Origin of the sequence: Pseudidiomarina homiensis (assembly GCF_003987225.1) — a bacterium.
Taxonomy (GTDB): domain Bacteria; phylum Pseudomonadota; class Gammaproteobacteria; order Enterobacterales; family Alteromonadaceae; genus Pseudidiomarina; species Pseudidiomarina homiensis.
The window spans coordinates 1,471,856-1,496,094 of record NZ_PIPX01000001.1; the positions used below are offsets into that span (position 1 = coordinate 1,471,856).

At 50.6% G+C, this 24,239-nt stretch carries 24 protein-coding genes; 4 read left to right on the plus strand and 20 right to left on the minus strand.

Annotation, left to right across the window (positions count from 1 at the left end; genetic code table 11):
- Positions 1–137: 137 nt before the first annotated feature.
- The 9 genes from hflC to CWI70_RS07075 all read right to left on the minus strand — a co-directional run bounded on the left by hflC (position 138) and on the right by CWI70_RS07075 (position 9,972).
- Positions 138–1,022, minus strand: a complete 885-nt coding sequence (gene hflC / locus CWI70_RS07035; RefSeq protein WP_126771774.1) for a protease modulator HflC — start codon at positions 1,020–1,022, stop codon at positions 138–140.
- A 3-nt stretch (positions 1,023–1,025) separates the two neighbouring features.
- Complete coding sequence (gene hflK / locus CWI70_RS07040; RefSeq protein ID WP_126771776.1) at positions 1,026–2,222, minus strand: FtsH protease activity modulator HflK; 1,197 nt, start codon at positions 2,220–2,222, stop codon at positions 1,026–1,028.
- A 54-nt stretch (positions 2,223–2,276) separates the two neighbouring features.
- Complete coding sequence (gene hflX / locus CWI70_RS07045; RefSeq protein WP_126771778.1) at positions 2,277–3,572, minus strand: ribosome rescue GTPase HflX; 1,296 nt, start codon at positions 3,570–3,572, stop codon at positions 2,277–2,279.
- A gap of 29 nt (positions 3,573–3,601) precedes the next feature.
- Entirely contained in the window at positions 3,602–3,856 is a 255-nt protein-coding gene (gene hfq / locus CWI70_RS07050; protein ID WP_126753540.1) for an RNA chaperone Hfq, read from the minus strand.
- 156 nt (positions 3,857–4,012) lie between these two features.
- Positions 4,013–4,963: a tRNA (adenosine(37)-N6)-dimethylallyltransferase MiaA gene (gene miaA, locus CWI70_RS07055; protein WP_126771780.1), complete on the minus strand. Its 951-nt coding sequence runs from the start codon at positions 4,961–4,963 to the stop codon at positions 4,013–4,015.
- A complete protein-coding gene (gene mutL / locus CWI70_RS07060; RefSeq protein WP_126771782.1) occupies positions 4,960–6,666 on the minus strand; it encodes a DNA mismatch repair endonuclease MutL in 1,707 nt (568 codons plus the stop codon). The genes miaA and mutL overlap by 4 nt, the downstream gene beginning before the upstream one ends.
- 8 nt (positions 6,667–6,674) lie before the next feature.
- The gene (locus CWI70_RS07065; RefSeq protein ID WP_126771784.1) at positions 6,675–7,988 is read right to left on the minus strand and encodes an N-acetylmuramoyl-L-alanine amidase; all 1,314 of its coding nucleotides are present in this window, start codon (positions 7,986–7,988) and stop codon (positions 6,675–6,677) included.
- Entirely contained in the window at positions 7,988–8,464 is a 477-nt protein-coding gene (tsaE, locus tag CWI70_RS07070; protein WP_126771786.1) for a tRNA (adenosine(37)-N6)-threonylcarbamoyltransferase complex ATPase subunit type 1 TsaE, read from the minus strand. The genes CWI70_RS07065 and tsaE overlap by 1 nt, the downstream gene beginning before the upstream one ends.
- Complete coding sequence (locus tag CWI70_RS07075; RefSeq protein ID WP_198677660.1) at positions 8,461–9,972, minus strand: NAD(P)H-hydrate dehydratase; 1,512 nt, start codon at positions 9,970–9,972, stop codon at positions 8,461–8,463. Before CWI70_RS07075 ends, tsaE begins: the two co-directional genes overlap by 4 nt.
- Positions 9,973–10,036: 64 nt before the next feature.
- Here CWI70_RS07075 and queG point away from each other — a divergent pair, with 64 nt between their 5' ends.
- Positions 10,037–11,152, plus strand: coding sequence for a tRNA epoxyqueuosine(34) reductase QueG (queG, locus tag CWI70_RS07080; protein ID WP_126771788.1), 1,116 nt, complete (start codon positions 10,037–10,039; stop codon positions 11,150–11,152).
- Here queG and CWI70_RS07085 read toward each other — a convergent pair.
- The 6 genes from CWI70_RS07085 to CWI70_RS07110 all read right to left on the minus strand — a co-directional run bounded on the left by CWI70_RS07085 (position 11,149) and on the right by CWI70_RS07110 (position 15,141).
- Complete coding sequence (locus CWI70_RS07085) at positions 11,149–11,739, minus strand: DUF1415 domain-containing protein (RefSeq protein WP_198677661.1); 591 nt, start codon at positions 11,737–11,739, stop codon at positions 11,149–11,151. The two genes, queG and CWI70_RS07085, sit on opposite strands and share 4 nt — an antisense overlap.
- Positions 11,688–12,134 (minus strand): YybH family protein, encoded by a 447-nt coding sequence (locus CWI70_RS07090; protein ID WP_126771790.1) that lies wholly within the window; start codon positions 12,132–12,134, stop codon positions 11,688–11,690. The genes CWI70_RS07085 and CWI70_RS07090 overlap by 52 nt, the downstream gene beginning before the upstream one ends.
- A gap of 68 nt (positions 12,135–12,202) precedes the next feature.
- The gene (locus tag CWI70_RS07095) at positions 12,203–13,117 is read right to left on the minus strand and encodes a M14 family metallopeptidase (RefSeq protein ID WP_126771792.1); all 915 of its coding nucleotides are present in this window, start codon (positions 13,115–13,117) and stop codon (positions 12,203–12,205) included.
- Between the two features lie 97 nt (positions 13,118–13,214).
- Positions 13,215–14,471: an MgtC/SapB family protein gene (locus tag CWI70_RS07100; RefSeq protein ID WP_126771794.1), complete on the minus strand. Its 1,257-nt coding sequence runs from the start codon at positions 14,469–14,471 to the stop codon at positions 13,215–13,217.
- Positions 14,472–14,474: 3 nt separating this feature from the next.
- Entirely contained in the window at positions 14,475–14,894 is a 420-nt protein-coding gene (locus CWI70_RS07105) for an MAPEG family protein (RefSeq protein ID WP_126771796.1), read from the minus strand.
- A 25-nt stretch (positions 14,895–14,919) separates the two neighbouring features.
- Positions 14,920–15,141, minus strand: a complete 222-nt coding sequence (locus CWI70_RS07110) for a YheV family putative zinc ribbon protein (protein WP_126771798.1) — start codon at positions 15,139–15,141, stop codon at positions 14,920–14,922.
- Between the two features lie 69 nt (positions 15,142–15,210).
- On the opposite strand from CWI70_RS07110, the gene CWI70_RS07115 reads away from it, so the two are divergent.
- The gene (locus tag CWI70_RS07115) at positions 15,211–17,106 is read left to right on the plus strand and encodes an ATP-binding cassette domain-containing protein (protein WP_126771799.1); all 1,896 of its coding nucleotides are present in this window, start codon (positions 15,211–15,213) and stop codon (positions 17,104–17,106) included.
- A complete protein-coding gene (locus tag CWI70_RS07120; RefSeq protein ID WP_126771801.1) occupies positions 17,106–17,327 on the plus strand; it encodes a YheU family protein in 222 nt (73 codons plus the stop codon). Before CWI70_RS07115 ends, CWI70_RS07120 begins: the two co-directional genes overlap by 1 nt.
- On the opposite strand, the gene cysQ is transcribed toward CWI70_RS07120, so the two are convergent.
- Both cysQ and nudE read right to left on the minus strand, forming a co-directional pair.
- Complete coding sequence (cysQ, locus tag CWI70_RS07125; RefSeq protein WP_126771803.1) at positions 17,296–18,135, minus strand: 3'(2'),5'-bisphosphate nucleotidase CysQ; 840 nt, start codon at positions 18,133–18,135, stop codon at positions 17,296–17,298. The two genes, CWI70_RS07120 and cysQ, sit on opposite strands and share 32 nt — an antisense overlap.
- Complete coding sequence (gene nudE, locus CWI70_RS07130; protein ID WP_126771805.1) at positions 18,132–18,680, minus strand: ADP compounds hydrolase NudE; 549 nt, start codon at positions 18,678–18,680, stop codon at positions 18,132–18,134. The genes cysQ and nudE overlap by 4 nt, the downstream gene beginning before the upstream one ends.
- Before the next feature lie 124 nt (positions 18,681–18,804).
- Between nudE and sthA the strand changes: the two genes are divergently transcribed.
- Complete coding sequence (sthA, locus tag CWI70_RS07135; RefSeq protein WP_126771807.1) at positions 18,805–20,211, plus strand: Si-specific NAD(P)(+) transhydrogenase; 1,407 nt, start codon at positions 18,805–18,807, stop codon at positions 20,209–20,211.
- An 8-nt stretch (positions 20,212–20,219) separates the two neighbouring features.
- Here sthA and envZ read toward each other — a convergent pair whose 3' ends face one another.
- From envZ to CWI70_RS07150, 3 genes are all read right to left on the minus strand, one after another.
- The gene (gene envZ / locus CWI70_RS07140; RefSeq protein ID WP_126771809.1) at positions 20,220–21,554 is read right to left on the minus strand and encodes a two-component system sensor histidine kinase EnvZ; all 1,335 of its coding nucleotides are present in this window, start codon (positions 21,552–21,554) and stop codon (positions 20,220–20,222) included.
- A gap of 3 nt (positions 21,555–21,557) precedes the next feature.
- On the minus strand, positions 21,558–22,283 hold the full coding sequence (gene ompR / locus CWI70_RS07145; RefSeq protein WP_126771811.1) for an osmolarity response regulator transcription factor OmpR: 726 nt from the start codon (positions 22,281–22,283) through the stop codon (positions 21,558–21,560).
- Positions 22,284–22,477: 194 nt separating this feature from the next.
- On the minus strand, positions 22,478–24,148 hold the full coding sequence (locus tag CWI70_RS07150; RefSeq protein WP_126771813.1) for an isovaleryl-CoA dehydrogenase: 1,671 nt from the start codon (positions 24,146–24,148) through the stop codon (positions 22,478–22,480).
- Positions 24,149–24,239: the final 91 nt, after the last annotated feature.

Genomic DNA, 24,239 nt, shown 5'->3' on the forward strand with positions numbered 1-24,239 from the left:
TTGTTCGTTTAAACCAGAGACATAAAAAGCAAGCATATACTGCTCTCAACGAAAAGTGAACGGAGTGAACGTGCAAACAGCAAATAGAAAACAACGCCTTTCGCTCATAAAAAAGCCGGCGCTGGGCCGGCTCTCGATTATTCTCCTGAAATGTTCTTCAAGTATTTGAAGAAGTCACTATCAGGCTCGAGGACAATCACATCATTGCCTCGTGCAAAGCTTGTTTCATAAGCTTGCAAGCTTCGCAAGAACTGGAAGAACTCCGGATCTTGCTGGTACGCCTCGGCATAGATACCAGCCGCTTCAGCATTACCTTCACCGCGTAGTTGACGCGACTGACGTTCAGCGTCAGCAAGCATTACGGTCACTCGAGCATCGACGTCGGCACGAATGAATTCCGCTTGCTCACGACCTTCAGAACGATGTTCACGCGCAACAGCTTCACGTTCCGCGCGCATCCGCTGGAAGATCGACTGACTGACTTCGGTCGGCAGGTTGATTTGCATCACCCGCACGTCAATCACTTCGATACCGAGTTCTTGCGCGCTGTCTGCACCGCGAATCAAAGCTTCGCGCATGAGGTTGTCACGTTCACCTGAAACGATTTCCTTAATCGTACGACTACCAAACTCTGCACGCAGACCACTGTTCACACGACGTGTCAACAAGGCCTCGGCTTGCGCTTGATTACCGCCGTTTGTCGACAGGTAATAAGTGGCAAAATCAGAGATACGCCATTTCACATAGGTATCAACGATAAGGTCTTTCTTCTCACTGGTAACAAACCGGTCTGGGTCGCCGTCGAGCGTTTTGAAACGTGCATCAAGGCGCTTAACGTTTTCGATCAACGGTAATTTAAAGTGTAAGCCTGGTTCGTAAACCGTTGGCATACCAGTGTCCGCGTCACGCTGAACCTTACCAAATTGGATAACGATCGCGCGTTCACCTTCGCTCACCACAAATAGCGATGAGAAACCGAGGATCACGGCAATGATAACGAGTACTGCAATTAAGTTTTTCATAGCTTAGCCTCGACCTCCGTCGTACCGGTCACTTGTGCGGCCAGTTGAATTCGTGGATGTACCCTGACGGCTGTTGTTAGAGCGCGTCGAGTTCGTTGAGGTTGAGTTTTGTCCGTCGCTGCTGCCGGACATGTTGCTCGAACTATCAGTATTGCGGCGTTGTTGCTCGAGGATCTTGTCTAGTGGCAGGTACATCATGTTGTTGCTACCTTCCACATCAACCATCACCTTGGCGGTATTCGCGTAGATTTTCTCGAGTGTTTCTAAATACAAACGATCACGCGTCACTTTTGGTGCCTTGTTGTATTGCGGCAGCAACTCGTTGAAACGTGCAATTTCACCCTGCGCTTTTAACACTTGCTGTTCGCGATAGGCTTGCGCTTCTTGCAGAATACGACGCACTTGTCCACGAGCGGTTGGTTCTACTTCACGCGCGTAAGCTTCAGCTTCACGAATAAAGCGTTGCTCATCCTCTTGGGCAGCGATCGCATCATCAAAAGCATCTTTAACCGCTTCTGGTGGACGCGCTGGCAACAAGTTGATATCAACAATTTGAATACCAAGCTGGTAAGGCGCAATGATATTTTCCAACAGCTCCAAAGTATTAGTTCGCACGTTTTCACGACCCACGGTTAATACTTCGTCCATGGTCGTGTGACCCACAACATAACGTAAGGCACTATCGGTGGCTTGCGCCAAGCTGTTGTCGGCATTCTCAACGGCATAGAGGTAGTCACGCGGATTGATGATGCGATATTGCACATCAAGCTCAACATGCACAACGTTTTCGTCTTGCGTCAACATGAAGCCTTCAGATTGGAACTGGCGAACGTTACTTACATCGACCATTTCAACACTGTCGATGAAAACCGGACGCCAATGCAGTCCTGATTCCACGAGGTTGTGGAAATTACCAAAACGCAATACCACACCGCGCTCTGCTTCTTTTACTGTGTAAAAACCGGCAATGAACCATACCACTACCAACAACACAGCAATGATGCCGAAACCTTTGCTTGGAAAACCGCCGCTCGACGATGACGAACCACCGCCCTTCTTACCTGAGCCGCCTATCCCAAATTTGCTTAAAAGATTGCGTACCGCTTCATCAAGGTCCGGTGGACCCTGATCGCGACCGCCTTGGTTTTTCCATGGATCACGGTCGTTATTGTTACCGTTTCCCGGTTGATTCCAGGCCATTGACTACTCCAACTGTCGATCGAACTGTAAATGAATTTTGTCGTCTGTAATGAGCTATTCTACAAAGCCTTGCAAACTATCGCCATACTCATCGGCAACTTGTTTACATAAACGCTGCCAATCCACGGCCGACATGCGCACTTTCATGGCAAGCGCACCATCGTCACAAGCCGCTTCTTCAGTGACACTATTAAGTGCGTAAAGCCGACCACGCAACTTACCCATCGACGGCGGGATCTTTAACGCAACATTGACCATCGCTGGGCGTAGGCGTTGTTCAAGCGCCTGCTTCAGCAGCTCCACGCCTTCGCCTGTTTGTGCCGATAACCAAACCCGCACAGGTTGCTGCTGGTCATCGTAATCGATACGCGCTTCGCCCGCATCGAGTCGGTCTATTTTGTTACAAATTAATAATTGCGGTACTTCATCAGCGCCAATTTCGTGTAAGACCTCGGTCACCTGCTCGACATTCTCTTGCTGCCGCTCATCACTAATATCGATAACGTGTAATAAAAGATCAGCGTCTTGAGTCTCTTGCAGTGTAGCTTTAAAAGCCGCTACAAGTTCATGCGGCAAATGTCGGATAAAGCCTACGGTGTCGGCTAAAATTATGGGCCCGACGTCAGGCAACTCAAGCTTACGTAAGGTCGGATCAAGCGTCGCAAACAATTGGTCGGCGGCGTAGACATCGGCTTCAGTAATTCGGTTAAATAGCGTCGACTTACCGGCGTTGGTATAGCCTACCAAGGATACCGTAGGTATTTCGGCACGCTGACGCGCGCGTCTACCCTGCTCGCGCTGCTTCTGTACCTTTTGTAAGCGCCCGAGGATGTTCTTAATACGGCCACGAATCAAACGGCGGTCAGTCTCGAGCTGCGTTTCACCAGGACCACGTAACCCGATACCACCCTTTTGCCGTTCCAAGTGCGTCCAACCGCGTACAAGCCGGGTCGAAATATGCCGAAGCTGAGCAAGCTCAACCTGCAATTTACCTTCGTGAGTCCGTGCTCGTTGCGCAAAAATATCAAGGATTAAGCCGGTACGGTCTAATACTCGACATTGGCACAATTTCTCAAGGTTACGCTCTTGGGTAGGCGACAAACTATGATTAAAAATGACAATATTAGCATTATGCAGCTTCACGGCTTCGGCGATTTCCTCGGCCTTGCCGCTACCCACAAAAAAGCGCGAACTCGGTGTCGAGCGCGCAGCAGTAATCACCGCAAGCGTTTCGACGCCAGCGGAAGACACCAACAATTTAAGTTCAGAGAGGTCTTCCCGATCGGTTTCCGCCGGGAAATCAACGTGCACCAGGATAGCCTGTTCACCACTTTCAAACCTATCAAACAAGCTATCACTGCTCCTTCAAGAATCTTAGTTTAATCAATCGCCTCATCACCCGCCGCTTCTTGCTGCGGCAAGTAGTTTTGCGGAATTCGCGCCGGTACTACGGTCGAAATCGCATGCTTATAGACCATCTGGCTGACGGTGTTCTTTAGTAAAATCACAAACTGATCGAAAGACTCAATTTGCCCCTGTAGTTTGATACCGTTCACCAAATAGATGGACACCGGTACGCGCTCCCGACGCAAAGCATTCAAAAACGGGTCTTGTAAAGTTTGCCCTTTAGCCATTTTCGCATCCTTTTTCTTTTTATTGTTTTAGTCCGGCAGCTTACTACAGACCACAGGTGCCAGTCCGCTCAACTATAGTCTAACCTTTCTCATTTACCAGCTGCGCTGTTATCGTTTTTCGTACTTACCTTAACTATAAGGCCAAATTGTAGGCTTTCAAGGTTTGATTCGTGTAAAGTTTTCAGGCACTTCTCGACAATACGCTAGTGACTGGTCAAGCAGATCTGGTGCCAAACTATCGAACCAGCGCACCCCCGGCCATTTGCGCAGCCACGTCAATTGCCGCTTCGCCAATTGCCGGGTCGCGAAAATACCTTTGTCAACCATGGTTTGGTAATCATCGTCGCCGTCCAAATACTGCCAAACCTGCCGATATCCCACGCAGCGCAACGCTGGTAAGTCTAAATGTAAATCACCACGCGCACGCAAGGCTTTGACCTCGTCAATGAACCCTTGTTCCAACATTTGTCGAAACCTCAGAGCTATACGTTCGTGCAATACTTCACGCTGCGCTGGTGCGACCGAAAGTTGAATCACTGGGTAGTTGAGCGCACCCTGTCGAGTTTGCGTTAGCTCGGTCAACGACTTTCCGCTTATCTGATACACCTCTAACGCACGAATGAGTCGTTGTGGATCATTCGGATGTATCCGCGCAGCACTAACGGGGTCAACCGCTGCAAGCTCCGCGTGCAGGGCGTCACTTCCTTCACTCGCTAAACGGGCAGTCAAATCGCGACGAACCGCTTCATTAGCCTCCGGCAGTTCCGACATACCCTCTAACAACGTCTTGAAGTACATCATCGTACCGCCGACCAGCAACGGTATCCGTCCGTTTGCCAAGATCGACTCGATCTCACGTTTTGCATCGTTAGCAAACTGTGCTGCCGAATAACGCTCAGCAGGATCGCAAATATCAATCAAGCGGTGTGGTGCAGCCGCTAGTTCCTCGGCAGTCGGTTTCGCAGTGCCAATATCCATGCCGCGATAGATTAAGGCAGAATCAACCGAAACGATGTCCGCTCCCAGTTGTTGACTCAGTTCAATCGCTAAGCCAGTTTTACCCGCCGCAGTGGGGCCGTAAAGGCAGATGACATAAGGTTCATTCATCGTAATGGTTCCGGTAATTCAGGTAGTTCGACAGGCAACGTGTAGACATCGTCAGCTGCGAGCTTTTGTTGCCATACCTGCCACCAATGTTCCGCTTGAACGTGGCTGTAGTGCTGACTCACTTGCAAGCGTGCAAACCAATACCAAAACTCTTGCGGAGGTTCGTCGTGGCGTTCTAACATGCTGGCGACCTCGACCAGACTCGCCGCAATGTCACTGTTACGCAGTGCACTTGGTACCTGCTTTACAAGCCAATTTCGACCTTCTTGCGCCAACAGAATACCTAACTGCCCCCAGCGCTTGTTGTCGATACGCTGCACCCGAGCTAACAATTCGGTGTCGGTAATTTTTACCGGGATCAGTAAAGGTTGTCCGGCAAGCCCAGTCTGAAATTGCTGTTGCCACTTCGCTGCATGGTAATGTTGCTCAACGGCTTGCAAGTGCAGCAGCTTAAGCTCTTGCGCCTCGTTTGTTGGCTGTTGAAAAAGGGCAAAACGCCCCGCCAGTACTGTCAATAAGGCAGGAGACTCCGACATGTTCAGTCGCTCTGCTGCTGGTATCTGCTGAGTATCACTCGGCGCTTGGCCCTGGCCTTGCGCCGGCCACTTTAGTCCGGGCAGAGGCGTTGTTGCGCGTGGCTGCAACTCTGCAACTTGTTGTCGTAGGCTTTCTGGAGCTGCCTTATACTGATGCTCTGCCGCCCCTACAGCGTTAATGCGTAAGCCTTCACGAACCGTCTGCAAAACAAAGTCGTGAATTTGCCGCGCCTGATGAAAGCGCACCTCATGTTTTGCGGGATGCACGTTTACGTCGACATCGTGAGGAGGCAATTCCAAATACAACACATAAGTTGCTGAGCGATCATCACTCAGGCTGTCACCATACGCTTGCCTTATCGCGTGATTCAACATGCGATCACGCATCATGCGACCATTCACGTAAAAATATTGCGCATCGCCCTGATGTCGACAGTGAATAGCGTCGACCACCCACCCCCAGAGCCGCACACCCAAATGTTCAGCTTCAATAAAATGTGCATGGTCGGTAAAACTACTGCCGACAACTTTAGCGATGCGCTGTAACGCATCCTGCGCTGCCACTGCAGGGTAATTACGCACCGTTTTCTGGTTATGGTTCAGCACAATACGAACGTCAAAACGACTCAACGCAATGCGTTTAAGCAGGTCATCAATATGGGTGAATTCGGTTTTGTCCGTACGCAAAAACTTACGCCGCGCCGGCGTATTAAAGAACAGATCTTCAACATCAACTGTCGTACCATCGGGGTGACTCGCAGGTGCTAATTCCGCACTCATGTCACGGCCCTCAACCCAGGCTCGCCAAGCTTGCTCTTGAGCTGCTGGTTTCGACGTTAGTGTTAAGCGCGCCACAGAACTGATACTCGCCAACGCCTCGCCACGAAAGCCTAGACTTTGAATTGCCTCCAAGTCTGCGAGCGAGTGAATTTTGCTGGTGGCGTGACGCGCCAAAGCCAGCGCCAGCTCCTCTTTGACAATTCCTGCGCCATTGTCACGAATGCGAATTCGGCGCCGACCGCCTTTCTCGATATCCACCGTGAGTTGGTCTGCCCCTGCGTCCAAACTGTTTTCAATGAGCTCTTTGACGACCGAAGCAGGACGTTCTATCACCTCGCCCGCGGCTATTTGGTTCGCCAGGCTTATCGGGAGTAACTGTATGGGCATGGGTAAACCTATTCGGGGCTCGGAATTTCGAGCACTTGGCCAATTTGAATAACCGAGCTATTCAAGTTGTTGTGTGCCTTAATTGCTGCAATAGAAGTGTTGTAACGTTGTGCCAGAATCGATAGCGACTCGCCCGAGCGCACCACGTGCCGGTTGGTTCGGTTATTCGCGAACATCGTGCCGTCGGGTGGGCGCCGCATGAAATAACTGCGCACGCCTTGATAAATGGCTCGCGCCAGCTTTTGCTGGTGCTGATTACTACGCAATAATTGCTCTTCCGATGGATTCGTAATAAAGCCCGTTTCAACCAGCATCGATGGCATTGCTGTGGAAGTTAATACGGCCAAACTGGCATGTTGCGGTTTCGCTTTATGCATGCGCGTAATTTGCTTCAGTTCGCCAAGTACATCACTGGCGGCTTCGTAGCCACTCGCCATCGCATGATCCATACTCATCGAAATAAGCGTTTCATTAAGAAAGTTATCTTCATTTTCGACTGCGGGAACCCCACCTAGTACATCAGATAAACGCTCCTTATTCTCGAGCAAACGACCCATTTCAGTACTCGCACGACGATTCGACAATACCCAAATCGATGCTCCGCGTGGCTGCGGCGAGGTAAATCCATCGGCATGCACTGACACAAATAAATCAGCTTTAACGCGTTCGGCCTTACGTGGTCGCTCATTCAAATTGACATAATAATCGTCGGAGCGAATCAAATAAGCTTGCATACCAGGGTCAGCGTTAATCATTTTTGCGAGCGCTCGTGCGACCTTTAGAACGACATCTTTTTCATAGGTCCCCGACGGGCCGATCGAGCCTGGATCTTCACCGCCATGACCAGCGTCAATGGCGATGGTGACTTTGCGCTCTTGCAGATCATCAGCGCTCAAGGCCGCTTCATCACGCTTTAACGACGTCCCCGGGAGATCCACAACCAATCGGTGCCCATGCATTTCTTGTGGTGGCAGCACCTGAATAACGGGATCTACTTGTTTGTCTAATTCAAGCACAATGCGCGTGCTACCAGGCAGTTTGGGCGTACTGGTACGAATTTTCTTTAATAACAATGAGCTTGATTCAAGCTGAGCTAGGTTAACGTTAAGTTCCGTGCTCGGAAAATCAATCACCAAACGATACGGATGTGATTGGTTGAGAGAGAAATAGCTATACTCCGGAGCCCCAGCCATATCAAAGACCACACGGGTGTTGTCCGGCGAAGGCCACATCCGTATGTTTTTAATTGTGTTTGCCGCATGCACAGGTAGCACAAAAGCCGCCAGTACAAGCGTCATGACCGTGACAAAAAAACGTTGCATCAGAGTTTTTCGAGGAGCTCTCGACCTCGTGTAGTTAGCGCACCTACTGTCATATCTCGCGCCTTATCAGCGTAAGCGATGACAATCTTTAAATCTGGCTCTGGTAGCACACCCGCTCCGCGCTGCGGCCACTCCGCCAAAATTATTGTATTACTGTCAAGGTAATCACGTATGCCCATAAATTCAAGTTCTTCAGGATCCGCAAGACGGTATAAATCAAAATGATGGATCTGCCATGGCGGCAACTCATAACTCTCAACCAGCGTATAGGTTGGGCTTTTGACCTTACCTTGATGCCCCAACGCTTGAATAAAGCCTCGACTAAACGTGGTTTTTCCTGCGCCTAGCTCGCCTAATAAGTGAATGGTTAAAGGTTTATCATCGGTATTCTTTGCGTTATTGACTACCTGCGCTAGGCGCTCTGCGACTGCCAATAAATCAGCTTCAGACGCTAAGAAAAACTGCTTTTCACTCATGGATTCACTAACTTCCGTAACGGCCCAAATAAATCACTCGGTAGTGTACCACGTTCACCTGCAATTGCAGCGTGTTCACCAGCAACGGCGTGCAGCCATGTAGCGACCGGAAGCACCGTCTCAGCGGCAAGGCCTTGACCGATAAGACTACCAACAATACCGCTCAACACATCGCCCGCACCGCCCACGGCTAATGCTGGACTGCCTCGCTTACATACCCTTAAACGCGCTGCTTCGGGATGAGTAATCAGTGAACCCGCTCCCTTGAGTACCACAAAGGCTTGATAACGATGACTTAACTCTTCGACCGCTGCATAGCGATCTTGTTCCACTTGCTTAGTCGTACAATTTAACAAGCGGGCCGCCTCGCCGGGATGAGGCGTCAGCCATAGTGGGGCTTGCCGCGGCAACCACTCATTGTGGTCGCTTAACAAATTTAACCCATCGGCATCGAGGACCAAGGGCAGATCGCTGTGCAAGAGCCATTCGCATAAGCGTTGCGCCCAACTGCTGGTACCCAAACCAGGGCCCAATACTACGACATCACAACCTTGCAGTAACTGCATTACGGCGGCGGGGTCATCTGCCGTGGTTTGTTGCACCATTAGCTCAGGTTGCGCTGCAGCAATCGTAGCTTGGCTTTCGGGTTGAGTCAGCACCGAGACCTTTCCTGCTCCCGAGCGCAATGCTGCTTGGCCAGCCAGTACAACCGCACCGGTCAAACCTAGTCTGCCGCCGACAATTGCCACATGCCCATGCCTACCTTTATGACTGCTTCGATGGCGGGGCGGTAAGTGTCGGGTCACTTCTTCCTGCTCAATAAGGGTGGCAAACGGTCGTTCCAACTGCCGAAACGCCGCCGAAATGCCCAACTCTGCAAGCTCTAAACGACCGCTATAATGGCAGCCTTGACCGGTCAGTAAACCAGGCTTCCAAGCGATAAACGTTACGGTGTAGTCCGCCTCCACCGCAATTGGACAAGGTGTGCCAGTATCACTTTGCAGGCCACTAGGACAATCAATGCTTAACACCCACAGTTTATGAAACTGCTTGGCGTCATTCAGGGTATGTACAGCGCGTTGATACATCGGGTCCAGATCACGCGTGAGTCCTGTCCCCATCATAGCGTCGACAATGATGTCATACTCAGCAAGGTGGGTCCGATCCAGTTGTGCTAAAGGCTCGACTTGTCCTTGTTGATCATGCCATGCGTCTGCTGCTTGCTTGGCTAACTCGGTTTTGGGCTCGCTCGCCACCACAGTCACTTGGTAACCTGCGCAACTCGCTAAACGCGCCAACACCCAACCATCACCGCCATTATTCCCCGGGCCACAAAGGATCATGATGCGCGCTGGGGCTGGTTGCTGCCGCTCAAGCGCCGCTAAACAGCTTTGTGCAGCCCGCTGCATCAACTGTGCGGGACTGACACCAAGGTTCTTCGCTGCTTCTAATTCTCGATCGCGAACCTGCTTGGTGCGAAAGACAAGCTGTTGCATACTTAATTGCATCGGTGCATCTCCACTGGTTTTTTGTTATTTTTGAGCACTCGCCTGTAAGCATAAGACGAATCACATGGATTTCCAGCAACTTGCGTTAGATATTAAAAAATGGGGCCAAGAACTCGGTTTCCAGAAGGTCGGGATTACTGATCTCGACCTTAGTAGCGAGCGTGCGGCATTGCAGCAATGGCTGGCCGAAGGAATGCATGGCGAAATGGACTACATGGAGCGTCACGCTGAGCTGCGAACCCGTCCCGATCAGTTGCACGAAGGGAGCGTCCGCGCTATCTCAGTACGTATGAATTACCTACCCGCCGAAGCTGGCTTCGCGAAAACGCTGAAGAATCCACGCCTAGGCTATATCAGTCGCTACGCCCTAGGACGTGACTATCATAAGCTTATGCGAAAACGCCTAAAACAACTCGGTGAGCGTATCAAAGAGGCTTGCGCTGAGCTCGATTACCGCCCGTTCGTTGATTCGGCGCCCATTTTAGAACGCCCTCTCGCAGTCAAAGCAGGTTTAGGCTGGACCGGAAAACACACGCTCGTGTTGGACGAACAAGGGGGGTCTTGGTTCTTCTTAGGTGAGCTACTGGTGAACTTGCCTCTTCCTGTTGATCAACCGGTCGAAGAAAAGTGTGGAAGTTGCAAAGCCTGCATTACGATTTGTCCAACGCAAGCCATTGTCGAGCCCTACAAACTGGATGCACGACGCTGTATTTCGTATCTCACGATTGAGCTGAAATCAGCCATCCCCGAAGAGCTCCGACCGCTGATGGGCAATCGCATTTATGGCTGTGACGATTGCCAGCTTATCTGCCCATGGAATCGTTATTCGCAACTCACTGCTGAAGATGATTTTGCGCCGCGCAAAGACCTGCACACCCCAGAGTTACTCGAACTCTGGGCTTGGGATGAGGCCACATTTTTAAAACGCACCGAAGGTTCACCGATTCGTCGCATTGGTTTTGCATCTTGGCAACGTAATCTCGCCGTCGCGTTAGGTAACGCACCGCACGATGAAACGATTATTAGCGCACTCAAAGCGCAACGCGGTCAGGTCAATGCGATGGTCGATGAACATATCGACTGGGCGTTACAACGTCAGCACAATAAAGCTGCGGACACCAGCAAGCAAGTCTTACGCCTAACCCGCGCTATCGAGAAAGGGCTACCACGCGACGCTTAACCATTGTCGCGCAGGCGTTCGAGTAGCGCTTGAAAGTAAATGACGCCGCGCTGTTGGGCAACTTCAATATTGCGCTCGGGAATGGCCTCGGGGTTTGGATAACGCGCCAGCACCTTTTCGAGGCTTGCCTCGCGTAACAGATGCAGCACTGGGAATGGAGCGCGGTTGGTATAATTACTCACATCATCATCTGCGGTATCAGCAAACTGGTAATGCGGATGAAAGCTCGCGATTTGTAAAGTACCTTCAAGATTCAACTCGCGCAGCGTGATCTGGGCGTAATCGAGCAAATCAAGATAGTCATCAAAATCATGAAAACCTTGGCTCAGCACCAGCAACGTCGTTTCAATTTGCTCATCTTCAAGCAGTTGTTGCATGGCGCTAGCAAGGTCCTCGAGCGCAGACTCTATAGACTGCGCGGAACTATCGACGTAAAGCACACGATTTTTTTCAACTTCGCGATGCGCAAACGGGCAAAAATTTAAGCCAACTACCACCTCGGCAACCCATTGGCGCACCGCATTACAGGCAAGTGTTAGTTCGCTGGCGGTGGGGTTCCCCTGACTAAGTCGCGATAAATCTTCCAATGCCCGTCCTCTTTTTTCCAGATCACCATGTAATCATCTTTACTGAGCAGTTCGCCTTGCTGATTACTTAGGTAACCAATGCCCCGCTCGTAGGCAACATCGCCATAAACTTCTACTTCGACCGGCACCGGTTTTAAAATCAACCCATGCTCAAGCATCCCCACAAAACTTTGCGTAATGCCCTCGGTACTATCGATTTTGCCTCCCATAGGTGGGAAGAACAGCGCATCTTTAGTATAAAAATCACCGCCAACGTCGCCAACATCGCCAGCTAAAAAACGTTGATGGATGTCGTTATAAGCTGCCTTGATGGCCGCTTCAGCTGCTTCATTCGCGTGTGCCGTAAAACTACAACAAGCACCAATGATAACTAGACTTAGTATCAACCTAACCATGGTTGTTGCTCCTTTTTCTGTTTAAAAAGTCAACAACAACCCTAGTAAATACTCAAAAAAGCGCAAATTTAGAGTTCTTGTGCTGCATACTCCAAAGCACCGCGGACTGCGGCAACTTGCGCATCAACACATTCCACAGGATTCGTGTTCGCGCTATCAGGATAAACTTCGGTGGTCGTGACAAAACGCGCGTCGGTTAATCCCATGCACAAGCCAAGCCCTTTGCCATCATATTCGATCACGCCTTCTTGGATCATGGGCGCACCAATCAAACAACCGCTGTCATCGGCCGGCGCAATATGGGTAATTGGTTTTACGGTCTCAATGATCGCGCGCTGAAATTCAGGCTCTGCCCGCTTGCTATCAGCAACCAGATAAAAACCATCAGGAATATTCCAATTTGTATTGGTCGTCCCATCAAGTGCAGCCTTCGCAGGACGAAACTCACTGTTGTCCGTGTCAGTTGTTTCGTGCAAATCGACGTGCACATCAGGAGTGATCTTGTGCTTACTCAAGTAGTTCATGATCAAAGCACATTCTTGGGCAGGACTTTGCGGCTTGAACGAGCGGTTTGGATCAACAGCATCAGGATTCCAACGGTTGATCGTTTCATAGCCCCAAGGGCTCAAGCACGGCGCAACGATAATATTAAAGTGCGCTAAGTGGTTCACCGCTTCAGTTTCAAGAAAGTACAAAGCGCCATGGACGCCACTGGTTTCATAGCCGTGCACTCCTCCAGTGACCAATACCGTTGGCAACTCAGCTCGCCAGTTGCGGCTACGCACCACAAATAACGGATAACTCTTAGCGTCGTAATTCAATTCACCGTAGGTCTCCACATCGAACTGCTCGCGCAGGTGATCGATACGGCGGATCACATCATTACCATAGTCGCGCTGTTTACTTTGCCGCGCGTACCATTCTTGTTTTTCTGCATCGCCCCATGGGGTGCCAGGGGTACCGATTGGATAATCTTGGTTCATTGGCTTACCACTCCTTCGCTAACAGTTAGCTGCCGAAGCAAACAATGTTGTCGTTTGGCGCTATAGTCTAGGTGATTTCTGCACAAGGCTCCAGTAGTTACAACAGCAACCACCAGGTGAGCCAGCCGGCGGTTACAGCTAAGCTCGCAATGCATAAGCTGGAGATGCGCATTGCGGGATGACCAAGCAGCCCAACCATCCCCATTTTTACCGCAGTATTGACGCTTGCTGCGAGTAAAATCGCCGGTACCGCAACGGCGTGTTCTAAGCCATTCGAAGCCATTTTTGCCAAAGATAAAGTGATGGCATCGACGTCAGTTAAACCGGAAATCGCCGCCACTGCGTAGATACCAAGCGCATCAAAATACCGATGCGCATAGTGCGCAAGTAACAGAATTGCGATCAACAAAGCAGCAAACTTCAGTGCGGTGACAATATCGAATGGATTATTGAGAACAAAATTTATCGGTTTCGCGCCCCGATGTGCGCGCCGTACAAGGTAAATCACCCCAACGTATGTGACACTCATCATGACCACTAACGGCAAGATCAACTCTTGCAGCAACGGTCGATTCAACACCGCGACTTCGACCAGCATGCGTGGAAACATGGTTCCAGCGGCAAGCAGAATCGCCGCCACTAGCAGTTGGTGTCCATGCTCTTGCAATTTGCCCAGCCGGCTAAAGCTTAGGGTGACCGCTGTCGATGAGGCAAGACCGCCTAGTAATCCGGTCAATAAAAGTCCGCGGCGACTCCCTAACATCTTTATGGCGAAATAGCCGACGAAGGAGATCCCCGTGATGAGAACCACCATCCAACCGATCAAATAAGGATTGATCACACCACCCGGCCCCAACCCTTGGTTCGGTAAAAGAGGTAGCAAAACAACGCTGATCAAAAGCATCTGCAGAATCGCAAAGAGCTCGCGCTGCTGTAACCTTTCCAGCCAACCGTGGAGTAATGGTTTAAGGCTTAATAACAATGCGGTGATGACCGCAATGGGCACCGCAATGTCGACAAAACCGGCGGTACAAAGTGAGCCCAATAGAAAGGTGAGTAGGAGAGATAGCTCCGTCGTAATACCAAAGTCTGCAGTTTGCCTCGCCTCTAATAAATGTGCGGCTATCACCAACGCAGTGATACTAAAGAACACAGCAACCCATAGCACCAATACGAATGTCGCGGGTATTATTTCGGTCAGCAACGGCAATACGCCACCAGCCAGACTGACTATCGCGAAAGTGCGGAAACCGGCAAAACGTTGGCCATCACCTTTACCGCGCTGGCTCCAGCCGCGCTCGAGACCGATAATTAAACCGACCGCAAGCGCGTATGCCAGCGCAAGAAAGTCCATGCATCATGCCCACATAAACATGGCGCACTGCACCAACACGGCAATATTAGCGACCGCACCTAGTACGAAAAACCAGCTCCGTGGACTTGGATTCTTTTCGGTCGCTATAGCGTAATAAAGGACCATATGGAGGATTCGAGCGACGGCAAACAGCATCACCCAATAGCCGAACCATGCCGAATCAAGCCCTAAAAACATGCCGAAAAAGACGCTCAGCAAAAACATCGGGACATTTTCAAGGGAGTTCATAAAAGTACGGTGGGTGCGGAAAACCAACGAGTCATGGCTAATATTTTCAGGGACTTTGCCAGGAATAGCGCCCGGTTGTTTTGCTTTGACTGCTGCTGCCGTTCCCCACTGCACCAGTAATGTAACGATAATTAACCATATACCAGTAAGCACGAGCGGATCATAGGTGTTCATAAGAGCTCCTTGTGGTTTGGCTTATTTACTCTGGTTTAAATAAGCCAATCAATGTGTCGTCTTTTGCTGACGTTTGTTGTTGTGGTTCTTCTTTATCACTGAACGTATGTTGGCAGGCCACACATTGCACCTGCTCTTCACGCACATTACCTGCTGCATCTGAGCTAATCGTCAACTGCAACGTATCTGCAGCTCCGCAAGCTGGGCATTCTGCGCCAGCAATAAATCGTTTCCGTGTGCGTGCCATATTCACCTCGTGTTGCTTCAGGTATAATTGTCGCAGATTCATTAATCAACACCAAGCACAAGGTTCTGCATGATTTCTATCCGCGGCATGGCGCTTATGCGCGGCGGCAACGTCTTACTGCAAAATTCCGACATTACCATTTTCCCTGGCCATCACGTCGGCGTTGTGGGACGCAATGGCACGGGCAAATCCTCCCTGTTTGCGCTCATGCGTGGTGAACTGCAAGTCGAACAAGGCGAGTGTGATGTCCCTAAACAATGGCGCATCGCCAGCGTAAAGCAAGAAACTCCAGGTTTGGAACAAGCTGCGCTCGACTATGTGCTTGATGGTGATACTGAGTTACGCGCCCTCGAGGATCAATTAAAGCAGGCTGAAGTGCAGAATGATGGCCATGCTATTGGCCGCCTACACGATCAATTGGCCACTATCGGTGCCTACGAGGCCCCTGCTCGCGCAGCGTCATTACTGGCAGGCCTTGGCTTTAGTGATGAACAGTTTCAACAGCCAGTCAAAGCCTTTTCTGGCGGCTGGCGGATGCGCCTGAACCTCGCGCAAGCCTTGATTGCTCGCGCTGACCTGTTGTTACTCGATGAGCCGACCAACCACTTAGACGTCGATGCCATTTTCTGGCTTGAGGATTGGCTGCAACGCTTCCCTGGAACCTTATTACTGATTTCGCATGACCGCGACTTTCTCGATGCGGTATGCCAACAAATCGTGCACATCGAGCAACAAACAGCAACCTCGTACAATGGCAATTACTCCAGCTTCGAGCGGCAATACGCCGAACAAATCGCCCAGCAGCAAGCACAATTCGAGAAAGAGCAAGCGCAACGTAAACATTTGCAAAAGTACATCGACCGCTTTCGCTACAAAGCAAGCAAGGCACGTCAGGCGCAGAGTCGCATCAAGGCTCTTGAACGCCTTACCGCGAGTGCGCCACTGGTCGCTAACAGTCAGTTTCAATTTGGTTTCCGCGACCCAGAGCAGCTGCCGAATCCACTTTTGACGCTGGATGACGTGCAAGCTGGTTATGGTGACACGGTTATTTTGCGCTCGATTAAATTCAATTTGGTACCGGGTAGCCGTATCGGCTTACTGGGCCGTAATGGCGCGGGTAAATCCACCTTAGTCAAACTGCTCGCCGGTGAACTCCAACCGCAACAAGGCACCTTGCAACTGAATAGCGGTATTAAATTAGGCTATTTTGCGCAGCATCAGTTGGAGTTGCTCGATAGCCAAGCAACGCCGCTACAACACATTCAACGTCTTGATGCGCACGCAACTGAACAACAACTACGTGATTTTTTAGGGAGCTTCGGGTTTTCAGGTGATCAAGCGACGCGGCAAGTTGCGCCTATGTCAGGCGGCGAAAAAGCGCGACTGGTACTCGCTATTATTGTGTATCAAAAGCCCAATTTACTGCTACTCGATGAGCCCACTAACCACCTCGATAGTGTCATGCGTGAAGCGTTGGTGTATGCGCTACAAGATTTTGCCGGTGCCATGGTTATTGTTTCGCATGATCGGCATTTATTACGCACCACGGTTGACGAATTCTTTTTGGTTGCTAACGCCCAAGTGCAGCCGTTTGACGGCGATCTGGATAGCTACCACGAATGGCTGCAAAACCAACAAAAAGCGCGTAGTGAATCACAAGAAAGTCCATCAAGTCCTAAGGTTGACCGTAAGACCGAAAAGCGTGAAGCTGCCGCCCGCCGCCAGCAGCTTAAACCGTTCAAAGATGCGGTGGCTAACTATGAAAAAGAGGTCCACAAGTGCGAGCAAGCCTTGGCGGACATCAACGCGCAACTCGCCGACAATAGCCTCTACGAAGCGGAAAATAAGCCACGTTTAACCGAGTTGCTGCAGCAACAAGCATCGTTGCAGCAAACTTTGAGCCAAGCAGAGGAACAATGGATGGAGGCCGAAGAGGCACTCCAAGTTGAAGAGGCCAACAGCTAATGCAAATTCCATGGCAGCAAATTGACCCGGCAACCTTAGACGCCATTATCGAGGCCTTTGTGCTACGTGAAGGCACTGATTACGGTGAGGACGAGAAGTCCTTGGCCGAAAAGGTCGAGGATGTACGCGAGCAACTGCGCAGTGGCGAAGCGATTTTAGTCTGGTCGGAATTACATGAAACCGTGAATATCATGCCTCAGACGGATTTCGATGCCGAATAAAAACATCCTGCCAAGGCACACGAGGGTCGCCTAGGATCAAGAAGTTCGGGTTGCCTAACTGGGATTCTTCATTATAGGTGAGCGGGGTAAACGACTCGCTAACAATACTTCCGCCGGCTTCGCCAACAATAACGTCGGCGGCTGCCGTGTCCCATTCACCCGTAGGTCCAACACGTAAGAAACAATCTGCTTGCCCTTCAGCGATCAAACACGCCTTTAATGAGCAACTACCTGCTGGCAAGGTACTCAAATTGCGGTCAGGATTCATGCGTTGCATGACCCGCTCACGTGGTTGTCGGCGACTAATGGCTAAAATTACTGGGTCACTGTCAGGTTGTTGCAACTGTCGCACGCGCAGACGCTGCTCACCATTAATGTCACGGCGAAACGCCCCTGCTCCGCGCTGGGCCAGATAAAGCTTATCGCCGGCAGGCCAATAGATGACACCTAAGTGCGGTTGGTGTTGCTCAACTAATGCGATGACGACGGTAAAATCGCCACTGCGCGCGATAAACTCTTGGGTTCCGTCGATCGGATCAATCAGCCAATAACGTGACCATTGCTGGCGTTCTGCAAGCGATAAGTGCGCACCTTCTTCGGAAAGAATGGGGATGTCGGGTGACAACTCGGCCAGCTGTTCAGTGATGAAACGGTGCGCTGCGTAGTCCGCACTAGTAACTGGCGATTCGTCCGCTTTTTCGTACGTGGCATAAGCCTGCTCTTCGTAGAGCTCCATGATTAAGTCGCCCGCACGCTGTGCGATTAAGGCCGCGCCTTCAAGTAATTTAGCGTCGTCGTTCGCGCTCACTTTTGCAGTTTCCTCAAGGTCATTAATAATGCAGCAATACTGCGTGCCTCAGTAAAATCCTCTTGGGCTAATAAGGCTTCTGCTTTATGCAATTGCCAAGGTACTTGCTCGAGCGGCTCAGGTTCATCACCCTCGAGTTTCTCTGGGTACAGATCACGGGCAATAAAGATATGCATAGTAGCGGAAAAAAATTGCGGCGCCATGGTCACGCTTTTCAAAGGAATTAATTCCCGTGCGCCGTATCCTATTTCTTCTTTAAGCTCACGTAGAGCAGCTTCTTCTGGGGTTTCGCCTGGATCGATCAGCCCCTTGGGGAAGCCGAGCTGATAATTATGAAGTCCCGCCGCGTATTCGCGCACCAACATGATTTGCTCGTCGTCAATAAAGGGCACGATCATCACCGCTCCACGACCACTGCTTTGCATGCGTTCAAATTGCCGCTCGACACCATTACTAAACTTCAAATCGACAGCTTCGATGCGCAACAAGCGACTACGAGCTACAATTTGACGTTGAAGGATTTCCGGAACTTGTTTTCGGGCCATGCTTTACCGCCAACGAAATGTTTTCTGCGAATAGCCGGAATAAGCCTGCATTACTAGCTCTGCACCGACCGTTTCGGTTACTATAGCGACTCGTTATAAGCGGTACAACCAACAGGAGCTTTTCATGAGCGAAGTTACGACACAATTTGACGCAGTAGTCATCGGCAGCGGCCCTGGCGGCGAAGGTGCAGCAATGCAATTGGTCAAAAAAGGTCGCAGTGTTGCCATGATCGAAAAGCATAACTCCCTTGGCGGTGGTTGTACCCATTGGGGCACGATTCCATCAAAAGCCCTGCGTCACTCCGTCAGTCGCTTGATCGAGTACAACACTAACCCGCTATTTATGGGCGCTTGCGCTCCGCACAGTATGTCATTTGCCGACATATTGAAGCATGCGCAGGGCGTCATTCAGCAGCAAGTACAAATGCGCAGCGGGTTTTACCAACGCAATGGGGTAACGGTGCTGCATGGTACCGCAAGCTTTGAAGACCCTCACACCATCAAAATCACCCAAGGCGATGGCACCATCGAATACATTGGCACCAAGCAAATCGTCATTGCCACCGGTTCGCGTCCGTATCATCCGCCTGACGTCGACTTCACGCACGAGCGTGTTTATGACTCGGACACTGTCCTCTCATTAAAGCACGAGCCGAAAAGCATCATTATTTATGGTGCCGGTGTCATTGGTAGTGAATATGCGAGTATTTTCCGTGGGTTGGGCGTTAAAGTGGATTTGATCAACACGCGCGATCGCTTGCTTTCGTTTCTTGATGCCGAGATATCTGACGCGCTGAGCTACCACCTGCGTAACAACGGTGTGGTCATTCGACACAACGAAGAATACGAACGCATTGAAGGCCACGACGAAGGTGTAACGCTCTTTACCAAATCGGGTAAACGTCTCGATGCCGACTGCTTGCTATACGCCAATGGTCGGTCGGGTAATATCGAAGATCTGAATGTTGAAGCGTTAGGCTTAAAACCAAATTCGCGCGGTCAACTTGAGGTATCGAATCAGTATCAAACCGAAGTCGAAAATGTTTTCGCTGTGGGCGATATCATCGGCTATCCATCGTTAGCATCGGCCGCCTATGACCAAGGTCGTATCTGTGCGACCGCAATGCTCGAGGGCGAGTGCGAACAACGCTTGATTAGTGACATTCCTACCGGGATCTACACCATTCCAGAGATTAGCTCGGTGGGCAAAACTGAAGAAGAGCTGACCCAGCAAAAGGTTCCTTACGAAGTGGGTCGTGCGCAGTTCAAACATTTAGCACGTGCGCAAATTTCCAATATGGCGGTTGGCAGTTTGAAGATTTTATTCCACCGCGAAACCAAAGAGGTTCTCGGTATTCACTGTTTTGGTGAGCGCGCTGCCGAAATCATTCACATTGGTCAGGCCATCATGGAACAGAAAAACGGTGGCAATACCCTTGAGTATTTCGTTAACACCACGTTCAACTACCCGACCATGGCCGAAGCATATCGCGTCGCGGCGCTCAACGGTTTGAACCGAATTCGCGCTTAACGTTGCTATTAGCAGGGCTCAGCTTTAACGCTTGGCAGCTCAATTCGAACTGCCAAGCCGCCAAGCTTCGTACTACGACCAAATGTTATCCGTCCGCCGTGGCGTTCAACAATCCGCTTCACGATCGCCAGACCTAGGCCAGAGCCTTTGGTTGCCCTCGCTTTGTCGCCTTGTGTGAAGGGCTGCAATACGTGCTCAATTTGCGCAGCGGGGATACCTTCACCGTCATCACTCACGGTTACCCAAACGCGCTCGCGTTCGGTGTTATAACCGGTTTCAATGAGTACTCTGCCGCTACCGTAGCGTTCAGCGTTCTCCAACAAATTGAGTAAGACCCGCTTGATCGATATCGCTCGGACCGGGATTTCAGGCATGTCCCCGTAGTTCACAACGATGTCAGCTTGCCAATTTTCCGGCACATGGCCCACAACATCTTCAACCAAGTAGTTAAGATTCTCACAATCAGTGTCAGCTTGCGTATCAATGCGCACGTAATCAATAAACTGATCAATGATGGCATTCATATCGTCAATATCACTAATAATTCCCTCGGCGAGAAAGTCTTCACTCGGTGGCATCATTTCTGTCGCTAAACGTATACGCGTGAGCGGCGTTCTCAAGTCGTGTGATACGCCAGCCATTAATAAGGCGCGATCTTGCTCGAGTTGCTTCACCCCTTGGGTCATTTGATTAAATGCTCGGGTTACCGCAATGACCTCAGTAGAACCACGTTCCACCAGCTCATCAGGGTATTCGCCGCGCCCGACTTGGGCCGCAGCCGCCTCTAACGACTTCAACGGTTTGTTCTGCCAATTAGTAAACCACATACCACCGAGCACGCTCAAACCACCAATCAGGATAAGGTAAAAGAGCAAGGGCGAGAAACGTGCTTCATCAAAGGTATCAAGACGGATGCGCAGCCAGTACCCTTCTAACGAAGCGGTACGAATCCAAACGTAGTAAATTTCGCCTTGGGCGATGCGCACTTCGGTATCAGCAGCGAGGTACTGACTCATTTGGTCCGAGAGAAAATTATAGGTGGAGGCATTGCTCAAGTCATTTGCGAGTGCTTCTCGCTCGGTGAAACCGTCAATTCCAACCGCATCAGTGTAGCGCTTGGCGAGAATGCGTTTTTCGGCGGTCGACATGTCGCGCTCGCTGAGCCAGCGGTCAAGAACAATAATTCCCTGTACCTGTTTCGCAACCACGGAACTGATTTGTTGCAGACTCGGCTTCACCACATACAAACCAACCATGACATAGGATACGACTTGGTTGATCAGTAACAAAAACGCGATCAGCGCGACGGTGCGAGCAAACGCTGAACGCGGAAAAAGCTTCATGGTTTAGACTTTTTTACTGCCATCGGGCACAAAAACATAGCCGAGGCCCCAGACCGTTTGAATATAACGCGGGCTAGCCGGGTCTACTTCTAGCATGCGCCGCAGGCGCGACACCTGGACATCAATACTCCGCTCTAGGGCGCTGTAGTCGCGGCCGCGGGCTTGATTCATCAATTTGTCTCGCGACATCGGCTGGCGTGGGTGGGTTACCAAGGCCTTCAACACCGCAAATTCACCGCTGGTTAGCGGCATGGGCTCATCACCTTTGAACATTTCACGGGTGCCAAGATTTAAGCGAAATTCGCCAAACGCAATTTCTTCATCATCCGCACTCGGCGCTCCAGGAATTTCTTTGCCGCGTCGGCGCAAAACAGCCCGTACACGCGCAAGCAATTCGCGTGGATTAAACGGTTTGGCAAGGTAGTCATCGGCGCCTAATTCCAAGCCAATAATGCGATCAACCTCATCACCTTTCGCGGTGAGCATCACAATGGGAATATCGTTGTTGGCATGGCGTAAACGTTTACAAATCGACAAGCCATCTTCGCCTGGCAACATCAAATCTAACACCATGAGGTGAAAGTTTTCGCGTTCTAACAGCCTATCCATCTGTTCGCTTTGCGCAGCCGAACGCACATAAAAACCCTGCTCGGTCAAATAACGTTCTAGCAAACCACGTAGTCGGGCATCATCATCGACCACTAAAATTTTAAAGGTTTCTTGTGACATGCGAGCCATGCTCCAAAGTTATCTTATTGTTGTCACTATAAAAGATGGTGTGCTTTTTGCCAACGCAAAGCCGCGTGAGCGCTTCGCGTTTTTGTATCGAAATATGTTAGTTAGCTACGCTTCCATATAAGTATTTTTCTTTTGGTGTTGCTCTCCAGCATTTGGTAAATCGTCATCATCAGTCCTTATTTTTCTTATTTTTGCGGCCACGCTCGGCGCACAATCGCCTGCGCCGCTGATGGACTTGTCAGCCTACCATAGCCCAGATGCGTTACGTCGCCCAAACGACTCTGACAAAACGCATCGGCAACTTCATGCGGGGCATGTTGTTGCAATAATGCGGCCTGCATCGTACGGGCTATCAACTCAACCCACTGTCGGGCATAAAAAGGTTGCTCTTTTGCCTGTTGTAATAGCTGAGGCAATCTTGCAATCGCTGCGTCGAGCGCTTTGTTCACACCTTTAACGCGCATTAGCTCGGTTTGCAACGCAGCAAATGACTCGGGCTGCTTTTGCACCGCCCGCAAGGCATCCAAGCATTGCACATTACCGCTACCCTCCCAAATCGCATTGATCGGAGCTTCACGATATAAACGTGGCATGATGCAGTTTTCCATAACACCACTCCCACCTATAACTTCCATCGCTTCGTACGCATGCTCTGCTGTGCGCTTACAGATCCAGTATTTGCCGGCTGGCACCACAATCCTCGCAAGCGCTTGTTCATGAGGATCATCACGTTGATCCATCGCCTGTGCCATGCGCATCGTCAACGTCAGCGCCGCTTCGCTTTCCAAAGCTAAGTCGGCAAGCACATTTTGCATCAGCGGCTGATCGATCAAATGAGCGCCAAAAGCAGACCGATGTTGGCAATGATGTATTGCTTGCGCTGTTGCTTGCCGCATACCGGCTGATGAGCCAATCATGCAGTCATAACGTGTCATTGCGACCATCTCGATGATAGTGCGAACACCTCTGCCCTCCTCACCAATCATCCAAGCCATGGCGCCACGCAGTTCGGCTTCACTCGAGGCGTTTGCGACATTTCCCATTTTGTCTTTAAGTCGCTGAATTTGTAATGGGTTTTTGGTTCCATCAGGGCGCCATCTGGGCAACAAAAAGCAACTCAAGCCCTGTTCAGACTGCGCCAGAACCAAGAAAGCATCGCACATAGGGGCAGACACAAACCATTTGTGTCCGACTAATTCATACATTTGTCCTGGGCCCTTTGCGCCGATTGGGTAGGCATGCGTCGTATTTGCACGTACGTCAGAACCACCCTGCTTTTCTGTCATCGCCATACCGATGGTCACCGCTGCTTTTTCGGTGTGCGCCACATTTCTTGGGTCATAACTATACTGCAACATTTTCGGCAACCACTCAGCGGCGATATCTGGTTGGTGCTGCAACGCCGGCGCCGCCGCAAAGGTCATGGTGATCGGACAACCATGCGCAGCTTCAACTTGCGTGTGCAGGTAGTATTTCGCCGCCCGTGCGACATGTGCCCCCTGCTGAGGCTTCGCCCAAGGCGACGCATGTAAGCCATGCTCAGTAGCGATGGTCATTAAGCGATGATAGGCATCATGGTATTCAACAAGATCGATACGGTGGCCAAAACGATCATGCGACTGGAATTGTGGTTTATGTGCATTGGCCAAAAAGCCGAGTTGGATGGTTTGTGCATTGCCAGCGAGCGCACCGACAGCTGCGATTTCTTTTTGCGCCCAACTGGCTTGACCACGCCCTATAGCTTCTTGTAGCGCCGTATCCGCGTGTAACACATTATAGTTTTCAAGCGCTGGAGGCTGATTCAACACCTCATGCGTACTTGCCATCAATTGTTCTGCTTTATGCCACTGTGTCATTGCAACCTCGGTAATAGACGAACAACTGTAAGCTATAAGCTACGTGATTCTTCGCGTCAAATTAAGGTTGGCTTAAGTCTTAAAATGCACC

Bases quoted from the DNA above. Each gene is read 5' to 3' on its own strand.
- CWI70_RS07065 (WP_126771784.1), bottom strand. From the start codon at position 7,988: ATGCAACGTTTTTTTGTCACGGTCATGACGCTTGTACTGGCGGCTTTT.
- sthA (WP_126771807.1), top strand. From the start codon at position 18,805: ATGAGCGAAGTTACGACACAATTTGACGCAGTAGTCATCGGCAGCGGC.
- hflC (WP_126771774.1), bottom strand. From the start codon at position 1,022: ATGAAAAACTTAATTGCAGTACTCGTTATCATTGCCGTGATCCTCGGT.
- CWI70_RS07090 (WP_126771790.1), bottom strand. From the start codon at position 12,134: ATGGTTAGGTTGATACTAAGTCTAGTTATCATTGGTGCTTGTTGTAGT.
- CWI70_RS07120 (WP_126771801.1), top strand. From the start codon at position 17,106: ATGCAAATTCCATGGCAGCAAATTGACCCGGCAACCTTAGACGCCATT.
- miaA (WP_126771780.1), bottom strand. From the start codon at position 4,963: ATGAATGAACCTTATGTCATCTGCCTTTACGGCCCCACTGCGGCGGGT.
- nudE (WP_126771805.1), bottom strand. From the start codon at position 18,680: ATGGCCCGAAAACAAGTTCCGGAAATCCTTCAACGTCAAATTGTAGCT.
- hflK (WP_126771776.1), bottom strand. From the start codon at position 2,222: ATGGCCTGGAATCAACCGGGAAACGGTAACAATAACGACCGTGATCCA.
- queG (WP_126771788.1), top strand. From the start codon at position 10,037: ATGGATTTCCAGCAACTTGCGTTAGATATTAAAAAATGGGGCCAAGAA.
- CWI70_RS07110 (WP_126771798.1), bottom strand. From the start codon at position 15,141: ATGGCACGCACACGGAAACGATTTATTGCTGGCGCAGAATGCCCAGCT.
- hfq (WP_126753540.1), bottom strand. From the start codon at position 3,856: ATGGCTAAAGGGCAAACTTTACAAGACCCGTTTTTGAATGCTTTGCGT.
- tsaE (WP_126771786.1), bottom strand. From the start codon at position 8,464: ATGAGTGAAAAGCAGTTTTTCTTAGCGTCTGAAGCTGATTTATTGGCA.
- CWI70_RS07115 (WP_126771799.1), top strand. From the start codon at position 15,211: ATGATTTCTATCCGCGGCATGGCGCTTATGCGCGGCGGCAACGTCTTA.
- envZ (WP_126771809.1), bottom strand. From the start codon at position 21,554: ATGAAGCTTTTTCCGCGTTCAGCGTTTGCTCGCACCGTCGCGCTGATC.
- CWI70_RS07075 (WP_198677660.1), bottom strand. From the start codon at position 9,972: ATGCAATTAAGTATGCAACAGCTTGTCTTTCGCACCAAGCAGGTTCGC.
- mutL (WP_126771782.1), bottom strand. From the start codon at position 6,666: ATGCCCATACAGTTACTCCCGATAAGCCTGGCGAACCAAATAGCCGCG.
- ompR (WP_126771811.1), bottom strand. From the start codon at position 22,283: ATGTCACAAGAAACCTTTAAAATTTTAGTGGTCGATGATGATGCCCGA.
- CWI70_RS07095 (WP_126771792.1), bottom strand. From the start codon at position 13,117: ATGAACCAAGATTATCCAATCGGTACCCCTGGCACCCCATGGGGCGAT.
- CWI70_RS07100 (WP_126771794.1), bottom strand. From the start codon at position 14,471: ATGGACTTTCTTGCGCTGGCATACGCGCTTGCGGTCGGTTTAATTATC.
- CWI70_RS07105 (WP_126771796.1), bottom strand. From the start codon at position 14,894: ATGAACACCTATGATCCGCTCGTGCTTACTGGTATATGGTTAATTATC.
- CWI70_RS07150 (WP_126771813.1), bottom strand. From the start codon at position 24,148: ATGACACAGTGGCATAAAGCAGAACAATTGATGGCAAGTACGCATGAG.